Source organism: Arthrobacter sp. 10N43, from assembly GCF_056394525.1.
Genome location: NZ_JBFTIA010000008.1, coordinates 83,433 through 99,770, shown reverse-complemented (window position 1 = coordinate 99,770; position 16,338 = coordinate 83,433). Strand labels below are relative to the sequence as shown.

Below are 16,338 nucleotides of genomic sequence, written 5' to 3'. Positions count from 1 at the left end.
GACACATCAAATAATAGTTGCTTGCGCGCTGTATCTGCTTGTGCAACAATTTGTTGTACATCAATAAATAACGCGTCTGCAATTACTAGCTTACGCGTCATACCCCTTTCCGTACAGCTTTGTAAGGAGCACCTCCATGCCTGTTGGCCTGATAGCCCTCGCCCTCGGCGGGTTCGGCATCGGACTCACCGAGTTCGTCATCATGGGCCTGCTGCCGCAAGTGGCCGCAGACTTCCACGTCACCGAGGCCACCGCTGGCTGGCTCATCTCCGGCTACGCGCTCGCCGTCGTGGTGGGAGCGCTTGGTCTCACCGCGGCCGTGACGCGATTCGAGCGCAAGCCGGTACTGGCCGTGCTGATGGTGCTGTTCATCGCCGGCAACCTCGTCTCGGCGCTCGCCCCCGACTACGGGCTGATGATGGCCGGCCGCATTATTGCCGCGCTGGCGCACGGGGCATTCTTCGGCATCGGTGCCGTGGTGGCCGCCAGTATGGTGGCGCCCAACAAGAAGGCCGGCGCGATCGCGATCATGTTCACCGGCCTCACGGCGGCCAATGTCCTGGGTGTCCCGTTCGGCACCATGCTGGGCCAGGCCGCGGGCTGGCGGGCCACGTTCTGGGCGATCACCGTCGTTGGCGTCGTTGCCCTGGCAGGCATCCTCGCCCTCGTTCCGAAAACCGGCTCCGGCGCCGCGGCTGACGGTTCTGCCACCGGCGGATTGCGCGGCGAGCTCCGGGCCTTCCGGTCCGGGCAGGTCTGGCTCTCCATCCTGGTCACCATCCTCGGCTACGGCGGCATGTTCGGCGCCTTCACCTACATTGCCTTCACCCTCACCGAGGTCACCGGCTTCTCCGCCACCACCGTCCCGTGGCTGCTGATCCTCTTCGGCGTCGGGCTCTTCATCGGCAACACCCTCGGCGGCAAGGCGGCCGACAAGAATGTGGACCGCACCCTGCTGGTGGTGCTCGCTGTCCTGGTGGTGGTGCTCGTGGCCTTCGCCCTGACCGCCGGCAACCAGCCGATGACCATCGCCACCATGGTCCTGCTGGGCGGCTTCGGTTTCGCCACGGTTCCCGGGCTGCAGATGCGCGTGATGAAGTACGCCAGCAGCGCTCCCACCCTGGCCTCCGGCGCCAACATTGGCGCCTTCAACGTCGGCAATGCCCTGGGGGCCTGGCTGGGCGGCGTCACAATCACCGCCGGCCTCGGCTACACCTCGCCGATCTGGGCCGGTGCCGGGATCACCCTGCTGGGCCTGGTGGTCATGGCGTTCGCGGCCGCGGCTGCCAAGAAGCACGACGCCGGCCGGCCGGCCGACGTCGACAGCTCCGAGGCTGAGGCAGAGACCGAGCTGCAGGCGGCCTAACGGCCTAACGGCCTAACAGCAGCGGGCCTATCGGCCGAACGGCAGCCGCGGGTCCAGGTCCTGGCCCTCCCAGGTCTGGCGGATCCAGCCGTGGTGCGGGTCGTCGCTTATGAGCCACTCGCGGACCGGGCCCGGTCCCGCCATGACGTTGAGGTAGTACATGTCGTAGCCGGGGGCGGCCATGGCGGGCCCGTGCCAGCCGTAGGGCACCAGGACGACATCGCCTGTCCGGACCTCGGCCGAAACGTCGATGGGCCGCTCATCGGAGGCGTAGACCCGCTGGTAGCCGATGGCGTCCTCGGCGCCCGGGCGCCGAGGCGCTCCGGGCGCCACGCGGGTTTCGAAGTAGTAGATCTCCTCGAGGCTGGTCTCGCCGTCTTTTTCCTCATCGTGCTTGTGCGGGGGATAGGAGGACCAGTTGCCGGCCGGGGTAAGGACCTCGCAGACGATGAAGCGGTCCGCTTCCAACGCCGCCGGGGTGCCGAAATTGTGGACCTGGCGGGAGCAGTTGCCCGCTCCGCGCAGTTCTACCGGCGTCTCGGCCGCGGTGACGAGGCGGACCGGGTAGGAGGCCTTGGCCGGGGCCGTGGCCACCGCCACCCGGCCGCCGTCGGCCGAGGCAATGGTCACCGCCTTGCCAGTTCCCGTGTAGAGCACATCACTGGGGCCGCTGAAGACACTGTCCCGGCCGGCCAGCGGATAGTCCTGGCCGTCCACGGTCGCCACGAAGGAGCCGTTGAGCGGGATCACGATGCGTTCCTCCGCCGCGGCCTCCAGTCCGACGGCGCCGCCGGCCGCCAGCGTGGCGACCTTCAGCCCGGTGTGCGCCCAGCCATCCACCGCCAATGCGGAATCGGACGTCCCGATCGAAATGTCCCACTTGCCTTCGGCGGCGGTGCCGAGTGGATAGACCCAATTGGCCATGGAAGCTGCCCTTTCGTTGTCGCGCCGGAGGAAGGCGCGTGTGTGCTGTCGGGATGGTTAGCGCCCGTCGTTGAGCGCTTATCCATGGGACCCGTTTCTCTAAACTCTTAGCGCTGAACGCTCACCGTTGAACGCTCACCGTTGAACGCTCACCTTTGAACTGTCACCTTTGAACCAGTGTCATTTCAAAGCTGTAGGAATCCGCACGGTAGACGTGGTGGCCGGTTTCCACCATGCGTCCCGTGTCGTCCACGGCGGTGCGCTCCATGGTGACCAGGGCAGAGCCGGGCGTGGTCTCAAGCAGCGGCGCCTGGTAGTCGTTGGCGATCATGGCGCCGATCCGCTGGGAGGCCAGGCGGAAATTCACGCCGCCGTTGCGCAGGATGGCGTAGAGGCCCTGCGAGGCCAGGCCTGCCTCGTCGATGGACGTGATGTCATCGCGCACCCAGTTCTCCATCAGGGCAAGCGGCTTGCCGCCCACCTTCCGGAGCCTGCTGAAGTGGTACACCTTGGCGCCGGCTGGAAGCTGCAGCGCCGTCCGGATCGTGGCGTCCGCCTCCTCATGCGAGAAGCTCAGCACGTCGGTAGTGGGTTTGCTGCCGTTGTTGCTGAGGTCGTCGTAGAGGCTCGAGAGCTCCAGCGGGCGGCGGACCTGGCTGGAGACCACCTGGGTGCCCACGCCGCGCTTGCGGACCAGGAGCCCGGAACGGACCAGCTCGTCCATGGCCTTGCGCATGGTGGGACGGGAAAGATTGAGCTGGGCGGCCAGGTCGATCTCATTTTCCAGCCTGCTGCCAGGCTCCAGCAGTCCCGTGTGGATCGCGGCCTCGATGCCCTGCACCACTTGGTGATACAGCGGTACGGGGGAAGAACGGTCGATCCGCAGATTTAGTTGATTCGCCACTGGGCGCGCTCCCTTGTGCTCCGCGGCGGCCGTAGTGCCGGCCTGTCCGCGCATGTCAGGCTATGTTCGCTTGATAGGACATACTGCCTTTTTCTGATAGTAGCAGGGCTGCCGTGGGCGGCCAAGGGTTGGTGTTCGACGCCGGGGGAGTAGGGGGTTGGTGGGCCCTTCCTGAATGATCGACCCCGCCAAAATGTCGACTGAATCGCGTTGCGTTACGTCAAAACATCCTAATGTCAGGACAAACTATTGACAACTGTGATCGGAGTCACCATGATCAGTGGAGAAGGCTCACGGACCGGCGTGATGAAGCGTGCGGGGTAGCCCGAATCAAAGGAGATTTATCGTGAAGAAGTTTTCCTGGCGGAAGGCGGCGCTGGTGGCCGCCGTCGTTCCGATGATGGCCCTTAGCGCCTGTTCCAGCACTGGCGGCAAGCCCGCGGACACGGGCAACGCAGCCGGCGGTGGCGGCCAGGCCGTCTCGACGCCCCGGCTCAAGGTCGCCCTCATCACCCACGCCTCGGGAGGCGATACCTTCTGGGATATCGTCCGCAAGGGCGCCGAGGAGGCATCGGCGAAGGACAACGTTGAACTCCTGTACACGTCCGATCCCGAAGCCGGCCGGCAGGCCCAGCTCGTCCAGCAGGCCATCGACCAGAAGGTTGACGGCATCGCTGTCACCCTCGCGACGCCGGACGCTCTGAAGGATGTCCTGAAGAAGGCCACCGACGCCGGCATCCCCGTCGTCAGCCTCAATGCCGGTGAAGGCGTCTCCCAGGCACTCGGCGCTTTCACCCACTTCGGTTCCAACGAGCAGCTGGCCGGCGAGGCCGTCGGCACCAGGCTCGCGGCGGAGGGCTACAAGCACCCGGTCTGCGTGATTCAGCAGCAGGGCCACGTTGGCCTTGAAGCGCGCTGCGCCGGCGTCAAGGCCAAGGTGCCCGGAACGGAAATCCTGTACGTCGACGGCAAGGACATGACCGCCGTTCAGTCCACGGCGACCGCCAAGCTCCAGGCGTCCAAGGACGCCGACGTCATCATCGGCCTCGGCGCCCCCATCACCCTCACGCTCCTCAAGTCGGTCACTGATGCCGGCAGCTCCGCCAAGGTAGCAAGCTTCGACCTGAACGCGGATCTCGCCCAGAAGATCGTTGACGGAGCTGTCCTTTTCACCGTGGACCAGCAGCCGTGGCTGCAGGGTTACAGCGCAGTTGATGCGCTGTGGCAGAACAAGCGCGGCGGATTCAAGCTGGGCGGCGGACAGTCGGTCCTCACCGGCCCGAGCATCGTAGACAAGAGCAATGCGGCTGATGTCCTGAAGTTCGCCCAGCAGGGTATCCGCTAACAGTCCGCTGGCCGGGCCGGCCCCGTGCCGGCCCGGCAGCAAGGAGAATCATCATGACCATCACCCAGACAAAGACAAAGTCGCCGGCGCCCGATGAGCGCGTCGCCAAGCGCAGTCCGTTCCAGAAACTGCTGGGACGTCCCGAGGTCGGTGCCCTGGTGGGCGCGATCGTCCTTTTCATCTTCTTCGCGTTGGTGTCCCCGACGTTCACCCAGCCCAACGCCTTCGCGACCATCCTGTACGGCTCCTCCACGATCGGGATCATGGCCGTCGGAGTGTCCTTGCTGATGATCGGCGGGGAGTTCGACCTCTCCACCGGCGTCGCGGTGATCACCTCGGCGCTGACCGCGTCGCTGTTCAGCTGGAACTTCAGCACCAACGTCTGGGTCGGCGTAGGCCTGGCCCTGGTGGTGTCCCTCTCGATCGGGTTCATCAACGGCTGGATCCTGATCAAGACCAAGCTGCCCTCCTTCATCGTGACCCTGGCGACGTTCCTGATGCTGACCGGCCTGAACCTGGGCCTGACCCGGCTGATCGGCGGCTCGGTGTCCTCACCGTCAATCTCGTCCATGGACGGCTTCGCCTCCGCCCATGCGGTCTTCGCCTCCTCGATCAGTATCGGCGGCGTCGAGGTCAAGATCACCGTGTTCATCTGGTTCGCGCTCGTCGCGGTGGCCACCTGGGTGCTGATGCGGACCCGGGTGGGGAACTGGATCTTCGCCGTCGGCGGGGACGCGAACGCGGCCCGCGCCGTGGGCGTGCCGGTCAAGGCCACCAAGATCGGCCTGTTCATGGCCGTGGGGTTCTGCGCCTGGATCCTGGGCATGCACAACCTCTTCGCCTTCGACGCCGTGCAGTCCGGTGAGGGCGTGGGCAACGAGTTCCTCTACATCATCGCCGCGGTGATCGGCGGCTGCCTCCTGACCGGCGGATACGGCTCGGCGATCGGCGGCGCGATCGGCGCGTTCATCTTCGGCATGGCCAACAAGGGCATCGTCTACGCCCAGTGGAACCCGGACTGGTTCAAGTTCTTCCTGGGCCTGATGCTGCTGCTGGCCACCATCGTCAACCTCATCGTCAAGCGCCGCGCGGAACTGAAGTAAAAGGGGCCCGGAAATGAATGCCAAAGAGATCGACCAGCAGACCCTGCTGCAGAACGAAAAAGACCCCCTCACCCACACCCCCGTGCACCTGCTCTCCTTGGACGGGGTCGCCAAGCACTACGGGAACATCATCGCCCTCTCCGATGTCACCATGGCCGTGGACAACGGCCGCGTCACCTGCGTCCTGGGCGATAACGGCGCGGGAAAGTCCACCCTGATCAAGATCATCGCCGGCCTGCACCAGCACGACGCCGGAACACTGAAAGTCATGGGCGAGGACCGGAAATTCACCTCCCCCCGCGACGCCCTGGACGTGGGCATCGCCACCGTCTACCAGGACCTCGCGGTGGTGCCCCTGATGCCGATCTGGCGGAACTTCTTCCTCGGCTCCGAACTTACGTCCGGGTTCGGCCCGTTCAAGAGCATGGACGTCGACAAGATGAAGGAGATCACGCTCAAGGAACTCGCCGCGATGGGCATCGACCTGCGCGATGTCGAGCAGCCCATCGGCCAGCTCTCCGGCGGTGAACGCCAGTGCGTCGCGATCGCCCGCGCCGTGTACTTCGGCGCGAAGGTCTTGATTCTGGACGAGCCCACCGCGGCGCTGGGCGTGAAGCAGTCCGGCGTGGTCCTGCGCTACATCCTCCAGGCCCGCGACCGCGGCCTGGGCGTCATCTTCATCACCCACAACCCGCACCACGCCTTCCCCGTCGGGGACCGGTTCCTGCTGCTCAAACGCGGCAAGTCGATCGGCTACTACGACAAGAAGGACATCACCCTGGACGAACTCACCGCCCAAATGGCCGGCGGCGCCGAACTCGCCGAACTCGCCCACGAACTCGAACAACTCGGCGGCCACGGCGACATCGTGAAAGAAGTCCAGGGCGAAGTCGCCGACGTGGCCCAGACGACCGGTAACACGTACGCGTAAGTACCGTCCCAAATCCTAGAAAGGACAGGCCTTTGGCTTACCTCAACCGCACCCCGTCCGACGCCGCGCAGCCCGTACGGATCGGGCTGATCGGCTCCGGCTGGATGGGCGCTTTCCACGCCGAGAGCATTGCCCGCCGGGTCCCGGGCGCCGTCCTGGCCGCCATCGCGGATCCCAACCTGGAATCCGCCGAGGCACTGGCCGGCACCCTGGGCACCGCGAAGGTGACCGCCGACGCCGCCGACCTCCTGGCCGACCCGGAGATCGACGCCGTCGTCATCGCCAGCCCCGCCCGGTTCCATTCCTCCCTGATCGGGCAGGCTGCGGCCGCCGGAAAGCACGTCTTCTGCGAAAAGCCCGCAGGGCTGGGGCTCCAGGAACTCGACGCCGCCCTTGCCGCCGTCGACGCCGCCGGGGTGCACTTCCAGATCGGCTTCAACCGCCGGTACGCCGACGACTTCCAGGCAGCCAAGAAGGACCTCGCCGCCGGAATTGCCGGGACGCCCCAGCTGATGCGTTCACTGACCCGGGACCCGGGCACGGGAAGCATCGGCCACGCCGCCAGGATCCCGGCGTGGACGGTCTTCCTCGAGACCCTCATCCACGACTTCGACACCCTCAACTGGTTCAACGAAGGCGCCGAACCTGTGGAGGTCTACGCAGTCGCCGACGCACTCGTGGAGCCGGGACTGCGGGACCAGGGCTTCCTGGACACCGCCGTCGTGACCATCCGCTACAGCAACGGCGCGATCGCCGTCGCCGAGGCAAACTTCAGCGCTCTCTACGGCTACGACATCCGCGGCGAGGTCTTCGGTTCCCGCGGCATGGTCCAGGCCGGACGGTCCACCGAAACCGCCGCCCGCCGGTTCACCGCCGAGGGGATGTCCGCCGACACTCCACGGCTGAACGTCGAACTCTTCCGGCAGGCCTACACCGATGAACTCGTGGACTTCGCCGACGCGGTGCGCGCCCGGCGCGACGGAACAGTGCCGCCGTCGAAGCCGTTCACCCTCACCCCGGTGGCCAATGACGCCCGGCGCGCGCTGGCCGTAGCCCTGGCCTGCATCGAGTCGGTCAAGCAGGGGGCCCCGGCAACGGTCAACACAGTGGCCGTCAACGAGAAGGCGGTCCTCTAATGCGGCTTGCCGTCTGCGCCGAGATGGTCTTCACCGACCTGCCTTTCACGGAGCGGGTGCGCCGGATCCACGAGGCGGGCTTCGACGTCGAACTCTGGGACTCGCGCTCCAAAGACATCGGCGCGCTCAAGGCCACCGGGGCGGTGTTTTCGTCCATGACCGGATACACCGCCGGCAGCCTCGTGGACCCGGACACGGCGGATGACGTGGTGCGGACAGCCGAGACCCTGATCCCCACCGCACTGGAGCTTGGCGTCAGCCGGCTGGTGGTCCACCCGGCCGAACTCGTCGACGGCCAGGCGGCACGGCCGGTCTACCGATCCAGCGGCCACATGTGGGCCACCGGCGCCCGGACCCTGGAACGGCTCGGAAAGCTCGGTGAGAAGCACGGCGTGACCTTCTGCCTCGAGAACCTCAACACCATCCTTGACCACCCCGGCATCCCGCTGGCCCGTGCCAAGGACACCCTGGCGCTGGTGCAGGCCGCCGGGCATCCGAACGCCAGACTCATGCTGGATCTATACCACGCCCAAATGGGGGAGGGGAACCTGATCGAACTCGTCCGGAGCGCCCTGCCGTACATCGGCGAAATCCAGGTGGCGGATGTTCCTGGCCGCTGTGAACCCGGGACCGGCGAGATCAACTACGCGGCCGTCGCCAGGGCACTCGCCGATGCCGGCTACGAAGGGACAGTGGGCATGGAAGCATGGGCCAGTGGAGACAGTTATGCGGCCCTGGAGGCCTTCCGCTCAGCGTTCACTGTGACCGCGAGGGCAGCGGCATGAGGGACGTCGTACTCGGCCTCGTCGGAGTTGGGCGGATCGGCGTCATGCACGCCAACAACATCGCCGCCCTCAACGAGGTCCTGAATCCGCAAGGGATCCACGTCCGGCTCCGGCTCACGGACGTCGCCGAAGTGCATGCCCGGGCCGTGGCGTCCGGTCTGGGCGCCGAATTCCTCCCGTCGGTCCAGGCCCTGCTGGGCTCCGGCCTGGACGGCATGGTCATCGCCACGGGAACCGGAACCCACCCCGAGCTCATCAAGGCCGGCGTGGACGCCGGGATCCCTGTGTTTTGCGAGAAGCCCGTGGCCCTGAACGTGGCCGACGCCCTGCCGGTGCTCGACTATGTCCGCGAGCGCCAGGGCGTGGTGCAGATCGGGCATCAGCGCCGGTTCGACGCCGGCTACCTCGAGGCGCGCCGCGCCTACCAGGCCGGCGAACTGGGCTGGATCCACTCCCTGCGCGCCGTCACGTGCGACATGACGCCGCCGCCGGTGGAGTTCCTGGCCAGCTCCGGCGGGTTGTTCCGCGACTGCTCGGTCCACGATTTCGACATCCTGCGCTGGCTCACGGGCCGCGAAATCGTCGAGGTGTACGCCAGGGGCTCCAACAACGGAGATCCGGCCATTGGCGAAGCCGGCGACGTGGACACGGCCCTCGCGCTGGTGACGTTCGACGACGGCACCGTGGGAACGGTCTCCGCCACCCGCTACAACGGGGCCGGCCATGACGTCCGGCTCGAAATCCAGGGCTCCCGGGGTTCGCTCATGGTGGGCCTGGACGACAAGACGGCGCTGGCCTCCGCCGAGGCTGGGATCACCTTCCCCGCCGGAAAGCCGCACCTGACCTTCGCCGAGCGGTTCGAGGCGGCGTACCGGTCCGAGATGGCCGCCTTCGTGGAACTGATCCTTGGCCGCCGGGAGAACCCCTGCACCCCGGAAGACGCCGTGGCGGCTTCCCGGGTGGCAGACGCCGCCCAGGAATCGCTCGCCACCGGCGTGCCGGTCCGCGTGGCCCTCAGCGTCGCCAGGTGAGCCTGGCCCTGAGCCCAGCCCCTGGGCCTGGCCCAGTGAACTGAATGCAGCTAAACGGAAACCCCGGGGCCGCGGCCCCGGGGTTTCCGGTTGGCTTGCCGGCCTTAGCGGCGGGCCCGGCACGCGTCGACGAAGGCCCGGAAGGGGGCGAGTCGCTCTCCGGCGGGGATTTCCAGCGCCTCGGGGTGCCACTGGACCGAGGCCACCCAGCGCTCCGGATCCTCCAGCGCTTCAATGGTCCCGTCCTCGGCCACGGCCGTCACCGTCAAACCCTCGGCCACCCGGGCCACGGCTTGGTGGTGGCCGGACGCGATCTTCACGCTCACGGCACCGGATTCGCTCCCGTACAAGGCAGCCACCCTGGAGCCGGCCTGCACGCCGACCTCATGCCAGGCCCACGGTCCGGCCCCGTGCACCGGCGCGGTCTCATGGTGCACGACTGTCCCCGGCGCCATGTCCTGGACCAGGGTCCCGCCATAGAGCACGTTGAGCAGTTGGTGCCCGCGGCAGATGCCGAGCACGGGCAGCCCGGCGTCGATCGCCTGCCGCGCCACCACAACGTCCAGCGCGTCCTGGGCGGGATTGACGTCGTAGCAAAGATCGGTTTGTTCCTCGCCGTAGAGGCCGGGGTCGAGGTCGCCGCCACCGGGAAGCACGACGCCGTCAAGGGTCGACAACTCCGCGGCGAGGCCGCCGTCGGACGGCTCCACAGCGGTGAGCAGCACCGGTTCGCCGCCGCCCTCCCGCAGCAGCTCCACGATGTACTCGAACAATCCGTTGGCCTCCGCCACACGCGGGTCAGGGTCGGCGGAGCTGCTGAGGCGGACAGGTACGCCGATGCGCGGCCGGGCGCCGGCGAGGTTGCGGGAAGTCTGCATGCCTCATTCTGCAACATGATCGCGGACTAGGATTGCCAGATGAACGCCCGTTATCTCGTGTCCCGCAGCCGATACATCCCGGCCGCCCCGGAAGCCATCTTCGAGGTGCTCGCCACGCCCGCCCTTCACAGCGTGATCGACGGCTCGGACACCGTGAAGGGCGCCCAGCCGCGCGGGCCCCGGCGGCTGTACCTCGGCGCCAGGTTCGGCATGCACATGAACATGCGGGTGAACTACAAAATCCTCAACCGGGTCTGCGAGTTCGAGGAAGGCCGCCGGATCGCGTGGCGGCACTTCTATGGCCACGTGTGGCGCTACCTGCTCGAGCCGTCCACCGGTGCCGACGGAACCGCCGGCACCATGGTCACAGAGCAATGGGACGCGCGGCGGGTCCACGGCAAGAGCCTTCTCCGGCTGGCGGGCTACCTGCGCCGCCATCCGGCCAACCTGGAACAGACGCTGGCCAAGCTCGAGGCGTACATGGCCGGGCCTGCGGGACTTGGGTAATGTGGATGGAAGCACAAAACGCGACTGAAGGTGGTAATCGGGATGGGCCGCAGGACTCTGGTCGACGAGCTCGTCGACGGCCTGCTGACCGAAATCCTCGATGGAAAGCTCCAGCCGCACAGTACGATTCCGCCGGAAGCCGACATCGCCAAAGCCTACGACGTCAGCAGGCTGACGGTGCGCGAAGCCCTCAAGGCACTCCGCGCCCAAAACATCCTGTACGTGAAGGCCGGCCGGGGAACCTTCGTCAACCCCACGGACAACTGGACCGGCCTGGACGCGATCTTTAAGGCGGCCTCGCACGGCAACGCGGCCGACCAGGTCTCGGTGGGACTGATCGAGATGCGCCGCATGGTGGAGACCGGCGCGGCCGCGCTCGCCGCCAAGCGCTACACCTCCGAGCACGCCGAGCAGATGCGCGAGTGCATCGCGGACATGAAGCGCTTCCACGAGTCCGGCGACCTGGACCGCTTCGTCGAGGCGGACATTGGCTTCCACGACGCCGTCCTGAGGGCCTCCGGCAACCCCTTTGTCCGGGCCCTGTTCGCCCAGCTGGGCCAGTTGCTGTACATGACCCGACGCGAGACGTCGGCCGTCGGCGTGATCCAGCAGCACGCCATCGATTACCACCAGCGGGTCCTGGACAGCATCCTGAGCGGCGACGCCGAGCGCTCGCGGCAGGCGATGGATGAGCACATGGACCAGACCAATGCGGACTACGAGCGGTACGTCCGCGGCGTCAAGTCCTGACGTCCGCCCCCAGACCCTTGACGTAATCCGAATCACATTCTAAGCTCGTGCCTAGTTCTTGAATCAGATGTCTGACATCTGACTCAAATAGACATCCTGCAACACTCGCAAACGGGCAGGATCTCCACTCCCTAATCCACCGACTTCCTCACCCGGCACAGCCGCAGGGCAGGAACTCACGTAAGAAGGTCGATGATGACTTCATTAGCCCCCAAGTCCTCCGGACTCGGCGAATTGGGCGACCGCACGCTCCGCAAGGTCCGCCGTCGCGTCATGCCCCTGATTGTCCTGCTCTACTTCGTTGCCTACCTGGACCGCAACAACGTCGGCTTCGCCAAACTCACCATGAGCGAGGACATCGGCCTGACCTCCGCCGCCTACGGTCTTGGCGCCGGCATCTTCTTCCTCGGTTACGCCCTTCTTGAAGTTCCGAGCAACGCGGGCATGTACCGGTTCGGCGCCCGCAAGTGGCTGGCCCGGATCCTGATCACGTGGGGCATCTTCGCCACCGCCATGTGCCTGGTGAACGGGGAAACCACCTACTACATCGTCCGGTTCCTGCTCGGTGCCGCCGAGGCCGGGTTCTTCCCGGCGATCCTGTTCTACCTGACGCTCTGGTTCCCCGCCGCACAGCGCGTCACCGTGCTGGGCATCTTCATCCTCGCCCAGCCCGTCTCCAACGCGCTCGGCGCCCCGGTATCCGGGCTCCTCCTGCAGATGGACGGCATCATGGGCCTGCAGGGCTGGCAGTGGCTCTACATCATCGAAGGCATCCCGGCGATCGCGCTTGGACTCCTGACCCCCATCCTCATGACGGACCGGCCGCGGGACGCCAAATGGCTCAACGTCGACGAGCGCAACTGGCTCGCCGCCACCATGGACGCTGAACTGGCAGCCAAGTCCCAGTCCGGAAAGCACAACTTCATGGCCGGGCTCAAGGACAAGCGCACCTTGGTCTACTCCGCCCTGTATTTCGGCCTGGTGTGCGGAATCTACGGCCTGGGCCTGTGGATGCCCACCATCGTCGCAGCCCTTGGCAAGTTCTCCACGGCCGAAGTTGGCTTCATCGTCTTCATCCCCTACGCCGTGGCCGCAGTATTCGTCTACTTCTGGAGCAAGCGCGCGGACCGGACCGGCAAGCGCGCCTGGCACACAGCGGTCAGCATGGTGCTCGCCGGCGTGGGACTCCTCGCCGCCGGCTACCTGCTGCCGGTCAACCCGTTCCTCGCGATGATCGGCCTGACGCTCTCGGCCATGGGGATCTACGGCGCAATCGCCCCGTTCCTCTCGATGCCCTCCGCCGCCCTGACCGGCGCTGCAGCCGCCTCCGGACTGGCCCTGGTGAACTCGCTCGGAAACCTCGGCGGCTTCATCTCCCCGTACGCCGTCGGGCTCCTCAAGGACGCTACCGGCAGCAACCAGAGCGGCCTGCTGTTCCTCTCCCTCTGCCTGTGCCTCACCGCCGCGGCCACCTACCTCTACGCCCGCAAGCGCCCCGAAGGCGACGCCGCTCTTGACCCCGCCGTCGCGGCGGCTGCCGCCGTCGTCGACCCGGCCAAAGTACCCTGATCCCGAACTCCCTGAAGGAACCTTCGCAATGACATCAATTACCCCGTTCCCCACTGAGCGCACCGTCGTCCTGACCGGCGCCGCGTCAGCCCGCGGCATCGGCCGCGCCGCCGCCGACCGCCTGGCCAGCGAGGGCTGGTCCATCGCAATCCTGGACATCAACGCCGAGGACGCCGCCGCAGCTGCCGCCGAGATCGGCTCCAACCGCGCGGTCAAGGCCATCGGCGTCGGCGCGGACGTGTCCGACGCCGCGTCCGTAGACCGGGCCATCACGGAGATCGAGGGCTCGCTGCCTCCGATCGTGGCCCTGGCCAACCTGGCCGGCATCAGTTCCCCGACGCCGTTCATGGACACCACGGTCGAAGAATGGGACAAGGTCTTCGCCATCAACATGCGCGGATCCTTCATCGTCTCCCAGCGCGTGCTCAAGGGCATGATTGAGCGCAAGCTCGGCAGGATTGTGAGCATCTCCTCGATTTCCGCACAGCGCGGCGGCGGCACCTACTCCAAGGTCGCCTACAGCGCCTCCAAGGCCGGCATCATCGGATTCACCCGGGCCCTGGCCCGCGAAGTGGGCGAATTCGGCGTCACCGTCAACGCCATCGCCCCCGGCCCCATCGACACGGACATCATGGGCGGCACCCTGAGTGAGGACCGCAAGGCGCAGATGTCCGAAGGGATCATGATGGGCCGCGTCGGCAGCCGCGAGGAAGTGGCGGCCCTGATCGCCTTCCTGCTCGGCCCCGACGCCGGGTACATCACGGCGGCCACGTACGACATCAACGGCGGCCTCCAGGTCTCCTGACCCCCAGTCCGCCCCCCGCACCCCCGTTGCGCTATCAGCTCTAGGCCTTAAACCCCCGGAATGGCCGCCAAGAGTGATAGCGCAACCGGAGGTGTAGGGGTGTTTCTGGCGTTTCAGCCGGTCAGAGATCCTTGCGGCACTGGGCGTGGCCGAGCTCGTAGAGCCCGTTCAGGTCACCGTCGGCAAGCCCGTCCGGGGCGCCGATCTCCGGGTACATCAGCTGGACCGGGTCATCCACATGCTCCAGGCCCATCACGTGGCCGAGCTCGTGCAGAATCACGGCCGTGGCATAGGCCCCACCCTGGCCGCGGTCCAGGTCTTCGGCGATTTGCGGGGCATCCAGTTCCAGGCTGCCTGTGACAAAGCTCTTGGGACCGTCGCCGAAACTGAAGTGGGTGCTGCCGCCCGTGCCGATCACCGGGCCTTTAAGCTGCGGGGCCTGTTCCGGTGTGGTCCAGGCGATCAGCAGCGGCGCCCACCGGTCCCCGTAGGCGTCCTTCTGGTAGGGCGCCCGGGTTGGCGAGGGAGTCTCCGTGGTGGGGCCATCGCTGATGAACTTGATCCCGGTGGCCTCCGAGATCGTCCGGATGGAATCTTCAACGAGCCGTTCGGCACCCCGCGGCGCCAGGGCGGCGTTGACCACGTAGTGCAGGGGCCGGCACGGCGAGTAACCCACCGGAGAGCCGTCGTCGTTCGTTGCGAGGAACTTGTACGAGGTGCTGGCGCTCTCCGATTTCCGGGGAGCGCCGAGGGGCCGGTCCTGCTCCTCGAGACCGGGCGGGGGAGTGTCGGCCCGGTCCCCGGTGGCAGGCACGGCAGGCTGGCCGGACTCCTGCCCGGACCGCGGCTCCGCCTGCACGTCCCGGCCGGCCGTGTGTCCCGTTCCGCGGCTGACCTCGAACAGGCCGGTGAATCGAGGATCGCCGTAGACCAGTCCGGCCGTGAGGAAGGCCCCGCCGGCGATCACGGCAGCTGCGGCAAGGTTTCTGACAACCCGCAGCGCGGTGGCGCGCCGGCTGTGCCGCGGCCCGCGGTCCCTAAATTCAGGGCCGTCCACTAACCAACCACGGCGCCAAAGACCAGGCCCAGCAGGTACGTCACGCCGGCGGCGCCCATGCCGATGGCCAGCTGTCGCAGGCCGCGGGTGGTCGGCGACGTGCCGGAGAGCAGGCCCACGACGCCGCCGGTAAGCAGCAGCGCCAAGCCGACGAGGACGGCCGAAACCACCAAGGCGGCCACACCTGTCATGCCCAGCAGGAACGGAATGATGGGCACGATCGCGCCGGAGGCGAAGAAGCAGAAGCTCGACGCCGCCGCGCCCCAGGCGGTGCCGACGGCCTCGTGCTCGTCCTCGCTTTCGGGCAGTTCCGGCCGCAGCGACAGGCTCGGATCGCAGTCGCAGTCCAGCAGGCCCATCCGCTCCGCGACGCGGTGCTCGGCGGCCTCCCGGGACATCCCGCGGGCCAGGTACACGAGCAGGAGTTCGTTGTGCTCGATATCCAGCAGCGGGGCTGCCGCCAACGTGATCTGGGTGGGGCGGGTCGCGGCGAGGAGCTCCCGCTGCGAGCGCACGGAAATAAACTCGCCGGCCCCCATGGAGAGCGCACCGGCCAGCAGGCCGGCGACGCCGCTGAGGAGCACCACCTGGCTGCCCACGCCCGACGCCGCCATGCCCATGACCAGGGACAGGTTGCTGACCAGCCCGTCGTTGGCACCGAAGACGGCGGCACGGAAGGTCCCCGCGAGGCGGTTCCGGCCCCGGGTGGCCAGTCCGCGGACTACTTCTTCATGGATCTGCTCATCGGCGACCATGGCCGGCGTGGCGAACGCTTCAGTGGAGTATGGGGAGCGGCTCTCGGCCCGCTGCGCCAGGGCCAGGACGAAGACCGAGCCGAAGTGGCGGGCCAGGAAGCCCAGGAACCGGCTGCGGAGGGAGGCATGCCGGTCCTTGCCAGCGTGGCCGCCGAGCAGCTGCAGCCAGTGCGCCTCGTGGCGTCCCTCGGCCTCGGCCAGCGCCAGCAGGATGGCACGCTCCTCGCCCGAGCGATTCTGCGCAAGATCCCGGTAGACGGCCGCCTCGGCTCGCTCGTCGGCGAGGTATTGGCGCCAGCGCTTGATGTCCGCGGGACTTGGGTCTGAATTCAGGCCGGAACGGGCTGCCGGGTCCGTGGTGCGGGCCGAAGAGGCTTGTGTCGAGTGTGGCTGCGAAGAATCGTTGCGGTTCGATTCGGTGTGCTGAGACACGAAAAACTCCTGGGTTTGGTCGGGCGTGGTCCGGCCCCATTGCGACTCCAGAGTACCGCG

At 67.1% G+C, this 16,338-nt stretch carries 16 protein-coding genes; 11 read left to right on the top strand and 5 right to left on the bottom strand.

Going from position 1 to position 16,338, the window contains the following annotated elements:
* Positions 1 to 136: 136 nt before the first annotated feature.
* Positions 137 to 1,366, top strand: coding sequence for an MFS transporter (locus AC1DDO_RS16065; protein ID WP_476867248.1), 1,230 nt, complete (start codon positions 137 to 139; stop codon positions 1,364 to 1,366).
* 27 nt (positions 1,367 to 1,393) lie between these two features.
* Here the strand turns inward: AC1DDO_RS16065 and iolB are convergent, their stop codons facing one another.
* Positions 1,394 to 2,290 (bottom strand): 5-deoxy-glucuronate isomerase, encoded by an 897-nt coding sequence (gene iolB, locus AC1DDO_RS16060; RefSeq protein WP_476867247.1) that lies wholly within the window; start codon positions 2,288 to 2,290, stop codon positions 1,394 to 1,396.
* A gap of 163 nt (positions 2,291 to 2,453) precedes the next feature.
* Positions 2,454 to 3,194, bottom strand: a complete 741-nt coding sequence (locus AC1DDO_RS16055) for a GntR family transcriptional regulator (protein WP_476867246.1) — start codon at positions 3,192 to 3,194, stop codon at positions 2,454 to 2,456.
* A gap of 346 nt (positions 3,195 to 3,540) precedes the next feature.
* On the opposite strand from AC1DDO_RS16055, the gene AC1DDO_RS16050 reads away from it, so the two are divergent.
* Genes AC1DDO_RS16050 through AC1DDO_RS16025 form a run of 6 tightly spaced genes read left to right on the top strand, consistent with a single transcriptional unit; the run spans position 3,541 to position 9,525 of the window.
* The gene (locus AC1DDO_RS16050; RefSeq protein ID WP_441409955.1) at positions 3,541 to 4,539 is read left to right on the top strand and encodes a substrate-binding domain-containing protein; all 999 of its coding nucleotides are present in this window, start codon (positions 3,541 to 3,543) and stop codon (positions 4,537 to 4,539) included.
* A 53-nt stretch (positions 4,540 to 4,592) separates the two neighbouring features.
* Entirely contained in the window at positions 4,593 to 5,642 is a 1,050-nt protein-coding gene (locus AC1DDO_RS16045) for an ABC transporter permease (protein WP_441409956.1), read from the top strand.
* Between the two features lie 13 nt (positions 5,643 to 5,655).
* Positions 5,656 to 6,573 (top strand): ATP-binding cassette domain-containing protein, encoded by a 918-nt coding sequence (locus AC1DDO_RS16040; RefSeq protein WP_441409957.1) that lies wholly within the window; start codon positions 5,656 to 5,658, stop codon positions 6,571 to 6,573.
* 32 nt (positions 6,574 to 6,605) lie between these two features.
* Positions 6,606 to 7,709, top strand: a complete 1,104-nt coding sequence (locus AC1DDO_RS16035) for a Gfo/Idh/MocA family oxidoreductase (RefSeq protein ID WP_476867245.1) — start codon at positions 6,606 to 6,608, stop codon at positions 7,707 to 7,709.
* Positions 7,709 to 8,494, top strand: a complete 786-nt coding sequence (locus AC1DDO_RS16030) for a TIM barrel protein (protein WP_476867244.1) — start codon at positions 7,709 to 7,711, stop codon at positions 8,492 to 8,494. The genes AC1DDO_RS16035 and AC1DDO_RS16030 overlap by 1 nt, the downstream gene beginning before the upstream one ends.
* Positions 8,491 to 9,525, top strand: a complete 1,035-nt coding sequence (locus AC1DDO_RS16025) for a Gfo/Idh/MocA family oxidoreductase (protein WP_476867243.1) — start codon at positions 8,491 to 8,493, stop codon at positions 9,523 to 9,525. The genes AC1DDO_RS16030 and AC1DDO_RS16025 overlap by 4 nt, the downstream gene beginning before the upstream one ends.
* Before the next feature lie 104 nt (positions 9,526 to 9,629).
* On the opposite strand, the gene AC1DDO_RS16020 is transcribed toward AC1DDO_RS16025, so the two are convergent.
* Positions 9,630 to 10,403: a gamma-glutamyl-gamma-aminobutyrate hydrolase family protein gene (locus tag AC1DDO_RS16020; RefSeq protein ID WP_476867242.1), complete on the bottom strand. Its 774-nt coding sequence runs from the start codon at positions 10,401 to 10,403 to the stop codon at positions 9,630 to 9,632.
* A 39-nt stretch (positions 10,404 to 10,442) separates the two neighbouring features.
* Between AC1DDO_RS16020 and AC1DDO_RS16015 the strand changes: the two genes are divergently transcribed.
* From AC1DDO_RS16015 to AC1DDO_RS16000, 4 genes are all read left to right on the top strand, one after another.
* Complete coding sequence (locus tag AC1DDO_RS16015) at positions 10,443 to 10,910, top strand: SRPBCC family protein (RefSeq protein ID WP_476867241.1); 468 nt, start codon at positions 10,443 to 10,445, stop codon at positions 10,908 to 10,910.
* A gap of 42 nt (positions 10,911 to 10,952) precedes the next feature.
* A complete protein-coding gene (locus AC1DDO_RS16010; protein ID WP_476867240.1) occupies positions 10,953 to 11,660 on the top strand; it encodes a FadR/GntR family transcriptional regulator in 708 nt (235 codons plus the stop codon).
* Between the two features lie 192 nt (positions 11,661 to 11,852).
* Complete coding sequence (locus AC1DDO_RS16005) at positions 11,853 to 13,229, top strand: MFS transporter (RefSeq protein WP_476867239.1); 1,377 nt, start codon at positions 11,853 to 11,855, stop codon at positions 13,227 to 13,229.
* A 28-nt stretch (positions 13,230 to 13,257) separates the two neighbouring features.
* Positions 13,258 to 14,034, top strand: a complete 777-nt coding sequence (locus AC1DDO_RS16000; RefSeq protein ID WP_476972238.1) for an SDR family NAD(P)-dependent oxidoreductase — start codon at positions 13,258 to 13,260, stop codon at positions 14,032 to 14,034.
* A gap of 121 nt (positions 14,035 to 14,155) precedes the next feature.
* Here AC1DDO_RS16000 and AC1DDO_RS15995 read toward each other — a convergent pair whose 3' ends face one another.
* Together AC1DDO_RS15995 and AC1DDO_RS15990 are read right to left on the bottom strand one after the other, a co-directional pair.
* On the bottom strand, positions 14,156 to 15,091 hold the full coding sequence (locus tag AC1DDO_RS15995; RefSeq protein WP_476972237.1) for a matrixin family metalloprotease: 936 nt from the start codon (positions 15,089 to 15,091) through the stop codon (positions 14,156 to 14,158).
* Complete coding sequence (locus AC1DDO_RS15990) at positions 15,091 to 16,278, bottom strand: VIT1/CCC1 transporter family protein (protein ID WP_476867236.1); 1,188 nt, start codon at positions 16,276 to 16,278, stop codon at positions 15,091 to 15,093. Before AC1DDO_RS15990 ends, AC1DDO_RS15995 begins: the two co-directional genes overlap by 1 nt.
* Positions 16,279 to 16,338: the final 60 nt, after the last annotated feature.

What these genes read in the sequence shown, in the direction of transcription:
- AC1DDO_RS16065 (WP_476867248.1), top strand. Translation starts at nt 137, where the DNA reads ATGCCTGTTGGCCTGATAGCCCTCGCCCTCGGCGGGTTCGGCATCGGA.
- AC1DDO_RS16040 (WP_441409957.1), top strand. Translation starts at nt 5,656, where the DNA reads ATGAATGCCAAAGAGATCGACCAGCAGACCCTGCTGCAGAACGAAAAA.
- AC1DDO_RS16015 (WP_476867241.1), top strand. Translation starts at nt 10,443, where the DNA reads ATGAACGCCCGTTATCTCGTGTCCCGCAGCCGATACATCCCGGCCGCC.
- AC1DDO_RS16010 (WP_476867240.1), top strand. Translation starts at nt 10,953, where the DNA reads ATGGGCCGCAGGACTCTGGTCGACGAGCTCGTCGACGGCCTGCTGACC.
- AC1DDO_RS16020 (WP_476867242.1), bottom strand. Translation starts at nt 10,403, where the DNA reads ATGCAGACTTCCCGCAACCTCGCCGGCGCCCGGCCGCGCATCGGCGTA.
- AC1DDO_RS16045 (WP_441409956.1), top strand. Translation starts at nt 4,593, where the DNA reads ATGACCATCACCCAGACAAAGACAAAGTCGCCGGCGCCCGATGAGCGC.
- AC1DDO_RS16025 (WP_476867243.1), top strand. Translation starts at nt 8,491, where the DNA reads ATGAGGGACGTCGTACTCGGCCTCGTCGGAGTTGGGCGGATCGGCGTC.
- AC1DDO_RS16000 (WP_476972238.1), top strand. Translation starts at nt 13,258, where the DNA reads ATGACATCAATTACCCCGTTCCCCACTGAGCGCACCGTCGTCCTGACC.
- AC1DDO_RS16005 (WP_476867239.1), top strand. Translation starts at nt 11,853, where the DNA reads ATGATGACTTCATTAGCCCCCAAGTCCTCCGGACTCGGCGAATTGGGC.
- AC1DDO_RS16030 (WP_476867244.1), top strand. Translation starts at nt 7,709, where the DNA reads ATGCGGCTTGCCGTCTGCGCCGAGATGGTCTTCACCGACCTGCCTTTC.
- iolB (WP_476867247.1), bottom strand. Translation starts at nt 2,290, where the DNA reads ATGGCCAATTGGGTCTATCCACTCGGCACCGCCGCCGAAGGCAAGTGG.